This window comes from Otariodibacter sp. (genome assembly GCF_029256985.1).
Classification (GTDB): domain Bacteria; phylum Pseudomonadota; class Gammaproteobacteria; order Enterobacterales; family Pasteurellaceae; genus Otariodibacter.
This window is the reverse complement of record NZ_JARIDQ010000006.1, coordinates 1-17523: the sequence shown is the minus strand read 5'-3', so window position 1 is coordinate 17523 and position 17523 is coordinate 1. Positions and strand designations below refer to the sequence as shown.

The window sequence follows — 17523 nt, the reverse complement described above, 5'->3', positions numbered from 1 at the left end:
TTGTTATAGGTCAAATCTATCAAGACAATTATTTGCAGTAAGCTAAGCGATTTATTAGAATGCAAGATCCTAATCTTGAGATATTTCTTAATTTTTTACTTATTTTTATTTAATTTGTGGGCTTTGAACAATGACGATTCTAGCGTTAGGTATTAATTATAAAACAGCGCCTGTTAGCTTACGGGAAAAAGTTTCGTTTGTTGAGAATAAGCGTGAACAGGCTTTCGAACAAATTAATCAGCAAGCTTTAGCTGAGAGCGTTGTTATCTTATCTACGTGTAATCGTACCGAACTCTATTTTCATAAACCTGATGTCCCCCCGCAAGAAGATCATATTGATAATATAGCTTGGCGTGAGCAATGTTTAGACTGGTTTGCAAAAATACATCACCTCAATAAAAACGAATTAAAAGAATCACTATACATTAAGCAAAATATGGATGCAGCTGAACATCTCATGCAAGTTGCTTGTGGCCTTGATTCCCTCGTATTAGGTGAACCTCAGATTTTAGGGCAAGTTAAACAGGCTTATCAAGATAGTGAGCATTTTTATCAAACTCATGGAGGAGCAATATCTAGTAATCTATCTAGATTATTTCAAAAAACCTTCTCTGCAGCCAAGCGTGTTAGAACAGAAACAGAAATTGGTGCTAGTGCTGTATCTGTTGCCTATGCAGCTTGTGGATTAGCTCGTCAGATCTTTGATAATTTTGATAAGCTACGCTTTCTACTTGTGGGAGCTGGAGAGACGATAGAACTTGTTTCTCGTTATTTGGTACAACATGGTGCAAAAACTATCATGATAGCCAACCGTACTCCACAACGAGCTGAATTACTTGCAAAGAAATTAGATAAGCCCATGCAGATCCTATCATTAAGTGCATTGCAGGTTGGATTAAATCAAGCTGATGTAGTGATTAGTTCTACAGGAAGCCCCGATACGCTCATAACAAGAGATATGGTAGAAATAGCGCAAAAAGAGCGTTATTTTACTCCAATGTTACTGATTGATATTGCAGTTCCACGTGATATTGACGAAACAGTAACAGAATTAGATGGTGTCTATTCTTATAGCGTAGATGATCTGCAAACAATCATTGATCAAAATCTTGCAAACCGCCAACAAGCGGCAGAGCAAGCAAAAGAAATTGTACAACAAGAGGCACAAGAATATTTCGCTTGGCTAAAAAAACAGCAATCAAGTAATTTAATTAAACATTATCGACAAAATGCTGAAGAAATTCGAATTGAATTATTAGACAAAGCATTGAATGCCTTACGACAAGGACAAGATAGCGAAAAAGTTCTTCAAGAATTAAGTTATAAACTAACTAATCAACTACTTCATGTGCCAACGCAAGCCTTACAATTGATGGCAAAAAGTGGCAATTCAAAAGGCCTGCTTAACTTTTCTAAAGCGTTAAAAATCGAAGATTAATTCCTCATTTTATAAAAAGTCTAGCTAAATTGACCGCTTATTGCGAGTTTTTTACTAGATTTTCCCGCTATTCCATTATTTAGGCTATAATACAAAGCATTTTACAAATAATTGTAAACCGAATTGTTATTGAGGTTCTAATTTATATGACTCCCGTTATTGCCCTTGTCGGCAGACCCAATGTGGGAAAATCCACATTATTTAACCGCCTAACTCGAACACGTGACGCATTAGTGGCGGATTTCCCTGGACTTACTCGTGATCGTAAATATGGTCAAGCCAATATTGCTGGTCATGATTTTATTGTTATTGATACTGGTGGTATTGATGGCACAGAGGAAGGTGTTGAAGAGAAAATGGCTGAACAGTCGTTACTAGCGATTGAAGAAGCTGATGTTGTGTTATTCCTTGTGGATGCTAGAGCTGGCTTGTTACCAGCCGATGTTGGTATTGCTCAGTATTTGCGTCAACGTGATAAAACTACTGTTGTGGTTGCAAATAAAACAGATGGTATCGATGCCCACTCACACATTGGTGAATTTTATCAATTAGGTTTAGGTGAAGTTGAAGCGATTGCCGCAGCACAAGGCCGAGGCGTAACACAACTTATCGAGCAAGTGTTAGCACCATTAGCTGAAAAATTTGAAGAATCTGAACAAGAAGATGAAGCAGAATCAGAGCAAGATGAATGGGATCATGATTTCGATTTTGATAATGAGGAAGATACCGCATTACTTGATGAAGCTTTACTAGAAGAAGCTGAAGAAAGCGAAGAAAATAAAAATATCAAAATTGCCATTGTAGGGCGTCCAAATGTTGGGAAATCAACTCTTACTAATCGAATTTTAGGTGAAGATCGTGTTGTGGTTTATGACTTACCAGGCACGACTCGTGATTCAATTTACATTCCAATGGAACGTGATGATCAACATTATACTATTATTGATACTGCGGGTGTACGTAAACGTGGTAAAGTCCATTTAACTGTTGAAAAATTCTCAGTAATCAAAACATTACAAGCGATCCAAGATGCCAATGTGGTGTTATTGACGATTGATGCAAGAGATGGCGTGTCAGACCAAGATCTATCATTACTCGGTTTCATCTTGAACGCAGGTAAATCGTTAGTGATTGTGGTCAATAAGTGGGATGGGCTTTCACAAGATATTAAAGATAACGTGAAATCGGAATTAGATCGTCGCTTAGATTTTATTGATTTTGCACGAGTGCACTTTATTTCTGCATTACATGGTAGTGGTGTAGGTAATCTTTTTGAATCAATTCAAGAAGCATATCAATGTGCCACTCAAAAAATGACGACCTCAATGCTAACTCGTATATTGCAAATGGCAACAGATGATCATCAACCACCATTGGTAAATGGTCGCCGAGTGAAATTAAAATATGCTCACCCAGGTGGCTATAATCCACCGATTATTGTTGTGCATGGTAACCAAATTGAAAAATTACCAGATTCGTATAAACGTTATCTGTCGAATTATTTTCGTAAAAGTTTACGTATTATTGGCACACCAATAAGAGTGTTACTTCAAGAAGGAAATAATCCATTTGCAGGTAAACGCAATAAACTTACGCCAAATCAGTTACGTAAGCGTAAACGTTTGATGAAATTTATTAAGAAAAATAGAAAATAATATACAGAACAAGCGGTAAGATCGTGTCAAAATATTGCAAATATTTCTATTTATCTGACCGCTTTTACTTTGTTGTGAAGACGTAAGGAATTTAATATGATGGAATACTCACCTCAATTTAGCCAAGCCAAAGTATTAGTACTAGGCGATGTTATGTTAGATCGCTATTGGTTTGGTGCAACTAATCGTATTTCGCCAGAAGCTCCTGTACCAGTGGTTAAAGTTCAACAAAATGAAGATCGGGCTGGCGGTGCTGCAAATGTGGCAATGAATATTGCTAGTTTAAATGTATCCGTTACTCTACATGGACTTATTGGGGAAGATGATGCAGGTACTGCACTAGGTAAACTATTAAATTCGCACAACATTCAAAATCATTGTGTCGCATTAAAAACACATCCAACGATTACTAAATTACGTGTTCTTTCTCGCCATCAACAATTACTCCGTTTAGATTTTGAAGAAAATTTCTACGGAGTTGATAATGCCTTATTACTTGAAAAATTGAAAAACGAAATTCAAGAATATGGTGCTTTGGTGTTATCTGATTATGGAAAAGGCACTTTAGAGTCTGTACAACAAATGATTCAAATTGCACGCTCTGCTAACGTGCCTGTGTTGATCGACCCAAAAGGTACTGATTTTGAACGCTATCGTGGTGCAACTTTACTTACTCCTAATATGTCAGAGTTTGAAGCTGTTGCAGGTCATTGTCCAACAGATGATGATATTGAAAAACAAGGTTTAGCCATGATCGAAAAATACGATCTGCAAGCCTTACTTGTAACACGTTCTGAAAAAGGTATGACTTTACTTCGTCCAAATCAACCTGTATTCCATTTACCTACGGAAGCCAAAGAAGTTTATGATGTGACAGGCGCTGGAGATACGGTAATCAGCGTATTAGCTACCGCTATCGCCGATAAACGTCCTTTAGAAGAAGCGTGTTACTTGGCAAATGCAGCAGCTGGTATTGTAGTTGGCAAACTTGGTACATCCACTGTGACACAAAATGAATTAGAACAAGCAATTCATCAGCGTATTGAAACAGGTTTTGGCATTACTGAAGAGCAAACTTTAAAGCAAATTGTGCTTGAAGCTAAACAACGTGGTGAAAAAATTGTAATGACGAATGGTTGTTTCGATATTCTTCATCCAGGTCATGTTTCTTATCTTGAAAATGCTAGAAAACTAGGTGATCGCCTAATTGTTGCAGTAAATACCGATGCATCGGTAAGAAGATTAAAAGGTGAAACTCGTCCAATTAATGATCTTGATGCACGAATGGCAGTATTAGCAGGTCTAGCCTCTGTTGATTGGGTTGTACCATTTGATGAAGATACACCTCAGCGTTTAATTGGTGAAATCTTACCTGATTTATTGGTAAAAGGTGGCGACTATAAACCAGAGGACATTGCAGGTAGCCAAGAAGTTTGGGCCAATGGCGGCGATGTTCGGGTGTTAAATTTTGAAAATGGATGCTCAACTTCTAACGTTATTAAAAAAATCCAAGGACTATGATTCGTATGGAAAAAATCATTATCGATACTGAACAATTTCAACGAACAATTTCTCGTATTTCTCATCAGATTATTGAGAAACATAGTTCGCTGGATAATATAGTGCTAGTTGGAATTAAACGACGTGGTGCAGAAATTGCCGAAATGTTACAAGTACGTATTTTTGAGCTGATAAAAATTCAGTTGCCTATAATGTCATTAGATATTACGTTCTACCGTGATGATATTAACCCTACGACCCCAACTAGTGAGGATCCTATTTACTCTGGCATTGACAATCCACTTAATATTAAGGATAAAGAGATCATTCTTGTTGATGATGTATTATTTACAGGAAGAACTATCAGAGCTGCTCTTGATGCTTTAGTCGATTTAGGACGTGCAAAAAAAATTGAGCTAGTCATATTTATTGATAGAGGTCATAGGGAATTGCCTATTCGAGCAGATTATGTGGGGAAAAATATTCCTACATCTCGCTCAGAAAGTATCCAAGTAAGAACATTACATTATGATGGAATTAATCAAGTCGCTTTAATTCAGTAACATAAAACGAGGTTGAACCTTTTTAAGAAATCACCTTCTAAATCGGGGAAACTGATTGTTAATTATCCCATAAGGAATAAAAATGAAATTAACCTTTGTAAAATTATTATTTACAACTTTGATCGCCTACTTCTCATTATTTTCTATTGCACAAGCTGAAGAAAGAGTCGTTGCTACTGTTGATGGCTACCCAATTATGCAAAGTCAAGTAGACAAAGCCTTGGGTAAACGTGCTAATAATGAGAAAAATCGCCAAGCTGCGCTTAATGATGTTATTGATGATTTTCTTGTACAACGTGCTATCCAAGAGTCTGGTATTAAAATAAATTATGCTTATGTGGATCAAATGATCGAGAATATCGCGATTCAGAACGGTATCACATATGGTCAACTTCTCGATGCTCTTGATTATCAAGGTATTACTCTCAATCAATACCGTCAACAACTAGCACATCAATTATTAATGGAAGGTGTCCGCCAAAAAGCAATTGAAAGTAGTATTCAAGTTCATCCAGAGGAAGTACAAAATTTAGCTAAGGAAATGCAAGATAAAGCAAAGGCTTCAGGGACATTAAAAACAACAACAGGAACACAATACCGTATTAGTCATATTTTGATTAAGACAAACCCAATATTGAATGATAATCAAGCAAAAGAAAAATTAACAGCTATTGCTAATGATATCAATTCTGGTAAAACGACTTTTGAAAATGCAGCAGAAAAAAACTCTTTAGACTACGTTTCGGCCGCTGAAGGTGGTGATTTAGGTTGGAATTTCTTAGAAGTTTACGATCCAACTTTTGCTAAAACTGCACAACAAACTAAAGTAGGCGTATTATCTAAACCATTTAAATCCAAATTTGGATGGCATATTCTTAAGGTTACAGATACTCGTAAAGCTGATAGAACTAAAGATGCTTATTTACAAAAAGCTTATCAGCAAATTATCAATAAACAAGCACAAGCAGCATCACAAGATTGGGTGAAAGCTTTAAAAGATCGTGCTGATATTAAATATATTAAGTAAAAACTTACTTATATAAAGAGCCTCGCAATTTTGCGAGGTTCTTTTATTTTTATAAAATTTGTAAAATAATGTGATGAACTCACCGCTTTTAGGAAAAATAATGAACCCAAATTCAAAAAAACATCTTGGTCATACGGCTCGTAAACGTTTTGGTCAAAACTTTCTACATGATCAAAATGTTATCCAAAGCATTGTTTCTGTAATCAACCCTCAATCCAATGAGTTCTTATTAGAAATAGGACCAGGGCTAGGGGCATTAACCGAACCTGTTGCTGATCTGGTTGAAAAACTCACTGTGGTTGAATTAGATAGAGATCTTGCTGAACGTCTACGCCATCATCCATTCTTGAATCAAAAACTCACCGTTATTGAACAAGATGCATTAAACTTTAATTTTCGAAAATATTTTGAAGGTTTAAATCTACCAGAAGGACAAGGAGTCCGTGTTTTTGGTAACTTACCTTATAACATCTCCACACCTTTAATTTTCCATCTATTGAAATTTCACGATCTCGTGCAAGATATGCATTTCATGCTACAAAAAGAAGTGGTAAAACGATTATGCGCAGCCCCCAATAGTAAAGCCTATGGTCGATTAACGATTATGGCACAATACTACTGCCAAGTAATTCCAGTGCTAGAAGTTCCCCCAACTGCATTTAAACCTGCACCTAAAGTTGATTCTGCGGTTGTGAGATTAGTACCTTATACTGTATTGCCACATCCTGCAAAAGACGTTTATTGGCTAAATAGAGTGGTAACGCAAGCATTTAATCAACGTAGAAAAACGTTGCGTAATGCCTTATCGACATTATTTTCTGTAGAGCAATTGGCTAATCTAGGGATTGATAATAATGATAGAGCCGAAAATTTATCATTAGCCGATTATGTTAGATTAGCAAATTGGTTATATGATCATCCTTCCGAGGATAATCAACCTTTCACTGAAGATATAAATTTAGCTGAATAAATTTAGGTACTATCCTAGATAATGGCTAAAATACCATTTAGATTATATACTTAAGAAAAAGTCGTTTAAACCAACATAAGCAAAACAAACTGATTGAGCTATTTGTTGTAGGTGTTGCTGTATAAGTAATTGCGGAATTAGTTAATATAAATAAAACTACTACAGCTTACTTATTATTTTCACCTCTTAAGATTATCTATTTATCAACAGTAGCTCATATTTAGAGATGTTTGAGAAGAAGATTAAGGTAGATGAAAACTATTTCAGTAGGATTTGTAAAGGTAAACAAGGTTACGGGGCAGTAGGTAAAGCAATTGTATTTAGGCTGTTGAAGTGTAATGGGAAGTTTATATCGTTGTACCATATCTAATACGCAATCAGAGATCTTATTACTCTTTATTCGAGAGAAAGTGAAACCTGATAGTATTGTTTACACAGGTTTAATAGTATTTATTCCTAAAGCCCATCTTGAGACGTATTTGAAGAAATGATAATGGTGCTTGTGAATCACTGTAATTTAAAGACTTATATTTATATTTTAACATAATAGTTAAAAGCAATTTTCTCTAGGTATTTAAAACACCTCAAAAAATTACCTACTTTCCTTCCTCAGTCCAACCTCCACCTAATGCTTTATATAAATTTAATAAATTTTCCGTGCTTGCTAGGCGAGATTGGATGATTTTTTGTTGATATTCTAGGCTTGTAAGTCTCGCTCTTAGTGCTACGTCTAAGGTTTTTTCACCATAAGTAAAAAGCTTTTGGGCATTATTCGCTTGTGTAGTCGCTTGTTTATAGGCTTTTTCTAATAATTGAGTTTGTTTTATAAGAGCTGCTTGCATTTGATAAGCACTATCTACTTCACCTAATGCAGTTAATAAAGTTTTATCATATTGGATTAGTGCAACTTTTAAACTAGCATCAGCATTGTCAATATTGGCTTGGATACGTCCATTGGTGAAAATAGGTAACTGTATGCCGATGCCAAATAACCCACCTACGCCTGATACATTAGCCAGATCATCATTTAATTCTATCCGCCCACTTCGCCCTAAAAAATGAATACTAAAACGAGGCAATAAATCAGCTTTAGCACTCGCTAATTTTGCCATATTAGCTCTAATAATATGAGTATTTGCACGAATATCTGGGCGACGCTCAATTACGCTACTCGGGATAATTCCTTGTGGTGCCTTAGGTATGTTAGAAAAAATATTTTTAGTTTTTTGAATATGGAAATTTTGTGGGGTTTTGCCGAGTAAAATAGCAATATTCCGTTGTAAATAATCTGCTTGAGCTTCTAATGTAGTTTGTTGAGCTTGAAGTAGGCTAATTTTTTGAGTCACTTCTTCAATTTCATAAGAAGTAGCTTGTCCTGTTTGAAAACGACCTTGAACATAACGTGCTAACTGTTTTAATGTATTAATTCCTTGAGTTATGACCGCACTTTGTTCTTCAATTGCGTGAATCTTAAAGTAATTTTCGGCAATCTGGCTAGTAATAAGTAATTGTGTGCCATACACTTTTTCTTGATAACCTAATGCAGCTTCTTTTGCCATATCTGCATCGCTACGTTTTTTACCAAAAATATCAGGTTCCCAAGACATATTTAATGCCACACTTGCATTATTAATGCTAACAGAATCAGGGTTGATGATATTACTATCTAAATTGATCTCGCTTCTGCCAATATTACCACCAAGACCAATCATTGGACCAAGATCTGCATCTGCTAAACGGCTATTAGCTAGAGCTTCTCGTAAACGCATTTGAGCAATGGCGATATCTAAATTATTTTTAAGTCCTTCTTCAATCAACTCATTAAGTTGAGGGTTATGCCAATTTAACCACCATTTTTGTATTTCATTGAAATTATTTTTAGTTTGTTGTGAGGTTGTATATTCAAACTGTTCAGGAATATCGACCTTTGATGAAGTAGAAATATTGGTATTTTGGCAAGCTGCGAGCATTATGATAAAAATGGCGATGCTTGAGAGTTTTAAATTGTTCATATTTCTTCCTTCTTCTATAAATTTTATTACAAAGAGTGTTGATTCTATCCTTGCTTAGAAAGCATAGACTTAAATTTAGTTAATGAAATACCTAAGAAAACTAAGCCAATAGCGATAATTTTAATTAATTCTTGCCAGACTAAATTAAGAGATGCACCTCTAAATAACACATCTTGTGCGTAAGCTCCTAAAATAGTGGTAGGTGAAAATTGAGTTACCATTTGAGCAAGCTGCGGCATATTTTCTAAAGGTGAAATTGCACCAGAAAGTAAATACATCATGATATAAACAGGAATACAAAGTAATCCAAATTGTGGCATAGAAGGGGCGATCGTTGCCAATAATATGCCTAGAGATGAAATAGCAAAAACATAAGTGATAACACCAAGAGCAAATAGAGGAAAAGCACTAAGTGGAATTGGGACGTTGAGTACTCCCTTTACTATAAAGAATAAAGAAAGTATTGATACTACGACTAAAATAAATCCATTCGCAAGGATTTTTGATGCCGCAATTTCACTAGCACTAACAGGCATAACAAGTAGATGTTCTATAGTGCCACGTTCTCGTTCTCGAATTACTGCAGCACCAACAAGTAATAAAACTAATAGATTAAGCCCTCCAATAATTTGCATTGTTCCCATAATCCATACACTGGAATGATTAGGGTTATAAAGTACAGAAACAGTAATATCAATAGGAAGTAAATTAGTGATATTTTCTTTCTTTAAAAATTTATTAATTTCTTGTGTGAAAATCTGTTTAATATAGATACTCCCAATATTCGCTTGGCTTACAGCAGTAGCATCTACTAATAATTGAATTTTAGGATTTTCTTCTTTGAGTAAAGATTGTTCATAATTAGGTGGAATATCAATAACAAAAGTATATTCCCCTGTATCCATTAGGTGATCGACTTCGTCTATGGAAACTTCTGTTACAGTTTTAAAATTTGGTAGAATTAAGCTATCTCTTAATTTATAAGAAAGAGTTGAATGATCATTATCAACAATCGCAACTGCTGCATTTCTAACTTCTGTAGTTGGCATATTAGCAATCATAATAACTGCCATAGAAAACATATAAGCAATTAGAACCAGTAAAATAGGATCTGAAAATAGGCTACGAAGTTCTTTTATTGATAAATAAAAAACATTTTTAAACCAGTTTTTCATGTTATTTTTCCTGTTTTTTTAGAAAGATATTTGCCAGCATTAAGTAACAAAGATAAATAACAATAAGTGCAATATAATGTGGGATAAATTGCATAAAACCTAATCCTTTCGTAAAACCACCCAAACTAATAATTTGAAACCAAGCCCCAGGAAAAGCATGTGCGAAAAGATATATATCCATAGGTAAAGTTGCTGTTGGGTAAATCATGCCAGAAAAATTCATTGAGGGAACAATCATAATAACAGACGTAGCAAAAAGTGCTGCTACTTGAGATTTTACGAAACTAGAAATAAGTAGCCCAAAGCTCGTGGAAGCCAAAATAACCAATATAGCACCAAAAAACATTGCTAGTACCGAACCTTTTATGGGAACATCAAACACCACAATTGTAATCCATACTGTAAATAAATAACTCAAAAAAGACAAAGCAACGTAAGGTAATTGTTTACCCAGTAAGAATTGTAAACCGCTTGCAGGAGAGCCATAAAGGTTCATAATTGAACCAATTTCTTTTTCTCTAACAACACCGAGTGCAGTCATCATTGATGGAATTAACATCATTGCAAGCATAATCACTCCGGGAGTCATTGCAACAACACTCTTGAAATTTTGATTATAAATAAAACGGGTTTCGATAGGATCGTTGTCTGGTATAGTAAAGCCTTGTTTGTAATAAAACTCTTTAATATATTGAGTGATGACACCAAGAGTTGATGCTTTTAAGTTTTCAGCAGTGGCAGGAAAAGCACCATCAATGAAAATACCAATTTTAGGTTTTTTGGTAGAAAGAAGATCTTTTCCAAAATTATCTGGAATATCTATAACAAGTTTTATTTCAGAACTTTGAAGAACGGTACTAATTTGGTTTGCATCGGTGAGTTGTGGCTGCAGTAAAAAATAAGGTGAACCACTAAAATATTCAATAAAATGGTGACTTTCTGAAGTATTATCACGATCTAGTACAGTAAATTTTAGTGGCGTTATATCAAAAGAAATGCTTGCAGACATAGCTAATAGCATAATCGTTGGACCACCTATAGCAAAAAATAACCGAACTTTATCTCGTAATAATTCTTTCCCTTCACGAAGAGCAAAAGTCCATATCATTGCAAACCAACTGATAAGTGGTGTAAAGAAATAATTTGCTGGTTTTAAATTTTCTTGAATAGCAAAATTACTATCAGAGGATTTTGGTAAGGTAACATCATCCACTTGCTCCTCAAGATACATAATAAATGCATCTTCAAGTGAATTGGCATTTTTTATTTTTTGAAGTGCTTTAGGAGTATCAATCGCAAGTACTTTTCCACTATGCATAAAAGAAATTCTATCGCAACGTTCAGCCTCATTCATAAAGTGAGTCGTCACAAAAATAGTAATTTTATCTTCTCTGGAAAGTTTAATTAAATATTCCCAAAACATATCCCTTGCAGCAGGATCAACACCAGAAGTTGGTTCATCTAAGATCAGTAGCTCAGGTTTATGTAAACAAGCCGCAGCAAGTTGTAAGCGTTGACGAATACCTAAGGGAAGAGATATTGGTGTGATATCAGCTATATTGAGCAAATCAAATTGTTGCATCGCTTGATTGACATATTCTTCCCATTGCTCTTTTGGAATTTGATAAAGCTTAGCGTGTAACTCTAAATTTTGTTTTACTGTGAGTTCTTCATAAAGAGAAAAAGACTGTGACATATAGCCTACACGTTTTTTATTCTCAATATCATCTGCTTCGACAGGTTGCCCTAATACAATAGCCTTTCCTTCAGTAGGTTCTAATAATCCTGTAAGCATTTTCATTGTAGTTGATTTTCCACAGCCATTTGAACCCAGAAAACCAAAAATTTCACCTTTGGGAATAATAAAGCTAACATTATCAACAGCAACAAAATCACCAAATTTTTTGGTTAAATCTGTGGCAATAATTGCAGGCTCTTCATTAGGGTCTTTTTGATAAAGTGGAATAGACAATCCATCTACCGCACCTTTTTTATCCTCAGGTAGTAATTTAATATAAGCCTGCTCAAGATTTTTACTATTTGACCGCTGAATAAGTTTTTTCGTTGGTTCAAAAGTTAAAACTTTTCCATCATCCATTGCAAGAGCATATTCAAAATTTTCTGCTTCATCAATATAAGCTGTTGCGACAATAATTGTCATATTTGGTGTTTCACTACGTAACTCTTGTATTAATTGCCAAAATTGGCGGCGAGAAAGTGGATCAACACCAGTAGTTGGTTCATCTAAGAGGAGTAAATCAGGATTGTGTACTAATGCACAGCATAAACTTAATTTTTGTTTCATTCCACCAGAAAGTTTTCCAGCCGCACGTTCTGCAAATGGTAATAAACCTGTTGCACCAAGTAAGCGTTTTATCCTTGTTTGACGTTGTGATTTGTTTAATCCAAACATTCTAGCGTGAAAATCAATATTTTCATAAATAGATAAGGTAGGATAGAGATTTTTGCCTAACCCTTGTGGCATAAAAGCAAGTCGTTGAAAAAGTTCGGTACGTTTTCCAAGAGTTTTTATATCGCTATCAAATACTAAAATCTCTCCAGATTGTAAAATTTTTACACCAGCAATAAGAGATAATAAAGTGGATTTACCCACTCCATCTGCACCAATAAGCCCCACAGATGAACCTACTGGTATTTTCAAACTAATATCAGTGAGAGCCTGTATTTTTCCATAATTATGACTTAGGTTTTTGATCAAAATAGCAACATTCTCTTTCGTCATTATCTTTACCTTTGAAATAGTCAGGATTTATAACAATACTCTAGGTGCTTTTACTTCAAGATTCTCTGGCCAACTTATTTGGTTATCATATTTCACATAGCCGACTGCAGTCATGCCACCTTTTAATAAACTAGGATATTGTGTTGCAAATTCTACTGGAATTTGTAATTTCACTTTAAACATTAATTTTTCTCGTTCTTCTAATGTCTCAACAGATTTTGGTGTAAATTGAGCATCAGTTGCGATATAAGTGATTTTAGCAGGTAATACAGCATCTATCCCATCAACAACAATACGTGCATCGTCACCAATACGAACTTGATTAGATTGAAAAGAAGGAAGAAAAACATTAATGTAAACTTGAGTTAAATCTAAAACACTAACTACTTTTCCACCAGCAGGTAGTACATTACCAACATCAGCAATTTTATATTCTATTCTGCCTGCAATAGGTGATTTAATTAGTAAATCATTTAATGTATCGGAAACTTGCTGAATTTGTGCATCAGATTGCTCTACAGCGGCAAGAGCTTCACCTTTTGCCGCATTAGCAGCTTGTATTGAAGCAAGGGCTGATTGATAAGCTGATTGACGTTTTTCAACTTCAGTAGAAGAGATAAGACGATCTTGTCGTAATCGTTGAGCATTAGTTAGTTCTAATTTTGCGAGATTTACTTTTTGTTGATAGGCATTAATTTCTGCTTCTGCACGTTTAACAGCTTCTAAAGCTCGTTGTTTTTGTGCTTCAGCAAGTTTTAATTGAGCGTCAGCTTGTGTTGATGAAAGTTTTGCAACCACTTGATCTTTTTCTACATCACTTCCCTCATTAACATAAATTTCTTCAATTTTTCCAGGATAAAGTGTAGCGATCTCTATACGATCTAAGGTCAAACGCCCATTGACTGTGGCAATACCTTCAAACTGATTTAAATCTGTTTGTTGCATTTTCCAGTATGCAAAACTAGCTCCCAGTAAAATGACAACTAAAATAATGATACCCTTTTTCATAAGCTCATCCTTAGAAAAGTAGCAATGGTGTTAGTGTATAATAATTGAAAAAATTATTCAATTATTGAAGGATAAAACATTATATAATAATATAAATTCTTATAACCTGGTGGATATAATATGTTAAAATACGATTTATTCTAGTTATCTAAAGTAGCCTCTAAATTTAATACAATAAAAAAAGCAGGATTAATATCCTGCTTTTAACTTTACTTAAAGATTAATTAAAGAATTTCTTTTGCTTTTGCTACGACATTCTCTACAGTAAAGCCGAATAACTTAAATAATTCATCTGCTGGTGCAGATTCTCCGAATCTCTTCATGCCAACAATACGACCATTTAAACCGACATATTTGTACCAGAAATCTTCAATACCTGCCTCAATTGCAATACGTTTAGTAACAGAGCTTGGTAATACTGATTCACGGTAAGCTTCATCTTGTGCATCAAATACATTCGTACTTGGCATAGAAACCACACGTACTTTACGACCTTCTGCTGTTAATGCATCTGCGGCTTTAACGGCTAATTCTACTTCAGAACCTGTTGCAATAAAGATTAATTCAGGTGTGCCTTCACTATCTTTTAAGATATATCCACCACGATAAACATTAGCTAATTGCTCTGGAGTACGATCCATTTGTGCTAAATTTTGACGAGTGAAAATTAATGCACTTGGTCCATTTTTCTTCTCAACTGCATATTTCCACGCAATTGCAGATTCAACTTGGTCACATGGTCTCCATGTATCTAAGTTAGGTATTAAACGTAACGCTGTTGTTTGTTCTACTGGTTGGTGAGTTGGACCATCTTCCCCTAAACCAATTGAATCATGGGTATAAACAAAGAGGACACGTTGTTTCATCAATGCCGCCATACGTACAGCATTGTGTGCGTATTCCATAAACATTAAGAATGTTGCACCATAAGGGATAAAACCGCCGTGTAATGCGATACCATTCATCATGGCAGACATACCGAATTCACGTACACCGTAGTTTACATAGTTACCATCAACATTCACATCCGCACGGATTGGTTTAGAACCAGACCATAAAGTTAAGTTAGAACTTGCTAAGTCTGCTGATCCACCTAAAAATTCAGGTAAGATATGTGCATAAGCTTCAATCGCATTTTGTGATGCTTTACGGCTTGCAATAGAGGCTGGATTTGCTTGTAATTTTTCAACAAATGCTTGAGATTCCTCAGCCCAATTTGCAGGTAATTCACCAGAAATACGACGTTTAAATTCAGCTGCAAGCTCTGGATAGTCTTTTTCATACGCTGCAAATTTTTCATTCCATGCTTTTTCCGCAACATCACCTTTTGCTTTTGCATCCCATTCTGCATAAATCTCTGCTGGAATTTCAAACGGAGCATAATCCCAGTTTAATGCTTTACGTGTTAATGCAATTTCTTCATCACCTAAAGGCGCACCATGACTATCATGTGAGTTAGATTTGTTAGGTGAACCAAAGCCGATAATTGTTTTACAAATAATTAATGTAGGGCGATCTTTTTCCGCTTGTGCATTTTCAATCGCAATTTTGATTTGCTCTGCATCGTGTCCATCAACGTTACGAATTACTTGCCAGCCATAAGCTTCAAAACGCATTGCAGTGTCATCAGCAAACCAACCATCAACATGACCATCAATCGAAATATTATTATCATCATAGAATGCGATCAATTTACCAAGCCCTAAAGTTCCCGCTAATGACCCAGCTTCATGAGAAATACCTTCCATTAAACAGCCATCACCTAAGAATGCGTAAGTATAGTGATCAACGATATTGTGTCCTTCACGGTTGAATTGGCCTGCTAATGTTTTCTCTGCAATCGCCATACCTACTGCATTGGTAATACCTTGACCTAATGGTCCTGTTGTGGTTTCAACACCTGGTGTATAGCCATATTCAGGATGACCTGGGGTTTTTGAATGTAACTGACGGAATTGTTTTAAATCTTCAATAGATAAATCATAACCTGTTAAATGTAATAGACTATAAATCAGCATTGAACCATGTCCGTTTGATAATACAAAACGGTCACGGTTTGCCCATGATGGATTTTGTGGGTTATGAGAAAGGAAATCACGCCATAATACTTCTGCGATATCTGCCATACCCATAGGCGCACCTGGGTGTCCAGATTTCGCTTTTTGTACTGCATCCATACTTAAAAAACGGATTGCATTAGCTAATACTCTACGTTCTGTCATTTTAACTCCTTAAAATTTAGTAAATGAGCATATAAATATCCATCCCATTCTACACTATTTTTAATTTGCTACCTATTTTCTATTTATAAAAAGACTTTCTTTTTCTAAAGAAAAAAATATAGTATATGATAATTGAATTGATTATAAATTTAGAGTAGAATAACAAGCTGGCGCCAAAGATAATAATATTTTTGGCTTTTTTGATTACATATGGTATCAGACAGCTAAGTAGTATGCTCTGACGGCGATATGGCTTCTTTGAGGTTTTCTATTATGAAACAAGGTATTCATCCTAATTATGTAGAAATTACAGCAACATGTTCTTGCGGTAATGTGATTAAAACTCGCTCAACAGTAGCGAAAGATTTAAATTTAGATGTGTGCGGTAACTGCCACCCATTCTACACTGGTAAACAACGTGTGGTTGATACTGGTGGTCGTGTTGAACGCTTTAACAAACGTTTCAGCATTCCAAGTAAGAAACATTAATAGATTAATAAAGAAACCCCACATTATTGTGGGGTTTTGTTTAGGTAAGACCCGAATAAAAGATGAATAATAATCCAACTCCTATTTTTATCATAAACTTAGAAAAGTCTGTAGATAGAAAAAAATTTATTACTGAACAAATTAATAAGTTTAATACAAGCTCACCTGGGTTAGTAAATTATCAATTTTTCCCAGCCATTAATGGTAAAGAAAATCCTGATTTTTATCTTTTTAAAAAATACAATCAAGAAAAACGCTTACGATGTAAAGGTCATACAATGAATTTTTCTCAGCTAGGATGTTGGGCAAGTCATTATCTATTATGGGAAAAATGTATAGAGCTAAATCAAGGGATTATTGTTCTAGAAGATGATGCAATCATTCACGACAATTTTTTAGAGGTTTATAGATTTTGTTCATCTACAGAAAATACTTTTGAATTTTTTTGGCTAAGCCCCCCATCCCCACAAAGACGTAATCAAAAAGGCACTAAAATCTATACTATACCTCAAACCCAAAATACGTTACTACGATTCTATAAAGCATGGAATAACACAACAGGATATTATATTACTCCTCAAGCAGCTAAAAAATTATTAGATTACGCAAAAGAATGGATTTATGAAGTGGATATTACAATGGAAAGATATTGGGAAAATAATCTTGACTTTCTTGCTGTAACGCCATTTTGTATTGAACCAAATATTGATTTAGATAGTAA

General features: G+C 35.0%; 13 protein-coding genes and 1 pseudogene. 9 read left to right on the top strand and 5 right to left on the bottom strand.

Annotated features, from left to right (window positions below; all coding sequences use genetic code 11):
* The first annotated feature begins 130 nt into the window (after positions 1-130).
* From hemA to Q1J40_RS00675, 7 genes and pseudogenes are all read left to right on the top strand, one after another.
* Positions 131-1438 carry a glutamyl-tRNA reductase gene (gene hemA, locus Q1J40_RS00705; protein ID WP_301098121.1) on the top strand — a complete coding sequence of 436 codons (1308 nt, stop codon included), beginning with the start codon at positions 131-133 and terminating at the stop codon, positions 1436-1438.
* A 146-nt stretch (positions 1439-1584) separates the two neighbouring features.
* A complete protein-coding gene (gene der / locus Q1J40_RS00700; RefSeq protein ID WP_301098120.1) occupies positions 1585-3093 on the top strand; it encodes a ribosome biogenesis GTPase Der in 1509 nt (502 codons plus the stop codon).
* 96 nt (positions 3094-3189) lie between these two features.
* Positions 3190-4614, top strand: a complete 1425-nt coding sequence (hldE, locus tag Q1J40_RS00695; protein WP_301098119.1) for a bifunctional D-glycero-beta-D-manno-heptose-7-phosphate kinase/D-glycero-beta-D-manno-heptose 1-phosphate adenylyltransferase HldE — start codon at positions 3190-3192, stop codon at positions 4612-4614.
* Between the two features lie 5 nt (positions 4615-4619).
* The gene (gene pyrR, locus Q1J40_RS00690; RefSeq protein WP_301098118.1) at positions 4620-5156 is read left to right on the top strand and encodes a bifunctional pyr operon transcriptional regulator/uracil phosphoribosyltransferase PyrR; all 537 of its coding nucleotides are present in this window, start codon (positions 4620-4622) and stop codon (positions 5154-5156) included.
* Between the two features lie 82 nt (positions 5157-5238).
* Positions 5239-6183, top strand: a complete 945-nt coding sequence (locus Q1J40_RS00685) for a peptidylprolyl isomerase (protein ID WP_301098117.1) — start codon at positions 5239-5241, stop codon at positions 6181-6183.
* A gap of 97 nt (positions 6184-6280) precedes the next feature.
* The gene (gene rsmA, locus Q1J40_RS00680; protein ID WP_301098130.1) at positions 6281-7153 is read left to right on the top strand and encodes a 16S rRNA (adenine(1518)-N(6)/adenine(1519)-N(6))-dimethyltransferase RsmA; all 873 of its coding nucleotides are present in this window, start codon (positions 6281-6283) and stop codon (positions 7151-7153) included.
* Positions 7154-7197: 44 nt separating this feature from the next.
* Positions 7198-7590, top strand: a pseudogene (locus tag Q1J40_RS00675) (IS1595 family transposase); the annotation flags it as partial.
* A gap of 159 nt (positions 7591-7749) precedes the next feature.
* Here Q1J40_RS00675 and Q1J40_RS00670 read toward each other — a convergent pair.
* The 5 genes from Q1J40_RS00670 to tkt form a co-directional block, all read right to left on the bottom strand.
* Entirely contained in the window at positions 7750-9165 is a 1416-nt protein-coding gene (locus Q1J40_RS00670; protein WP_301098116.1) for an efflux transporter outer membrane subunit, read from the bottom strand.
* Positions 9166-9209: 44 nt separating this feature from the next.
* Positions 9210-10340: an ABC transporter permease gene (locus Q1J40_RS00665; RefSeq protein WP_301098115.1), complete on the bottom strand. Its 1131-nt coding sequence runs from the start codon at positions 10338-10340 to the stop codon at positions 9210-9212.
* Between the two features lies 1 nt (position 10341).
* A complete protein-coding gene (rbbA, locus tag Q1J40_RS00660; RefSeq protein ID WP_301098114.1) occupies positions 10342-13083 on the bottom strand; it encodes a ribosome-associated ATPase/putative transporter RbbA in 2742 nt (913 codons plus the stop codon).
* 27 nt (positions 13084-13110) lie between these two features.
* Positions 13111-14091 (bottom strand): HlyD family secretion protein, encoded by a 981-nt coding sequence (locus Q1J40_RS00655; protein ID WP_301098113.1) that lies wholly within the window; start codon positions 14089-14091, stop codon positions 13111-13113.
* A 224-nt stretch (positions 14092-14315) separates the two neighbouring features.
* Positions 14316-16313, bottom strand: a complete 1998-nt coding sequence (gene tkt, locus Q1J40_RS00650; protein WP_301098112.1) for a transketolase — start codon at positions 16311-16313, stop codon at positions 14316-14318.
* 273 nt (positions 16314-16586) lie between these two features.
* On the opposite strand from tkt, the gene rpmE reads away from it, so the two are divergent.
* Both rpmE and Q1J40_RS00640 read left to right on the top strand, forming a co-directional pair.
* A complete protein-coding gene (rpmE, locus tag Q1J40_RS00645; RefSeq protein ID WP_301098111.1) occupies positions 16587-16802 on the top strand; it encodes a 50S ribosomal protein L31 in 216 nt (71 codons plus the stop codon).
* A gap of 62 nt (positions 16803-16864) precedes the next feature.
* Positions 16865-17523, top strand: a 659-nt coding sequence (locus Q1J40_RS00640) for a glycosyltransferase family 25 protein (protein ID WP_301098110.1), incomplete at its 3' end; no start/stop codon positions are given.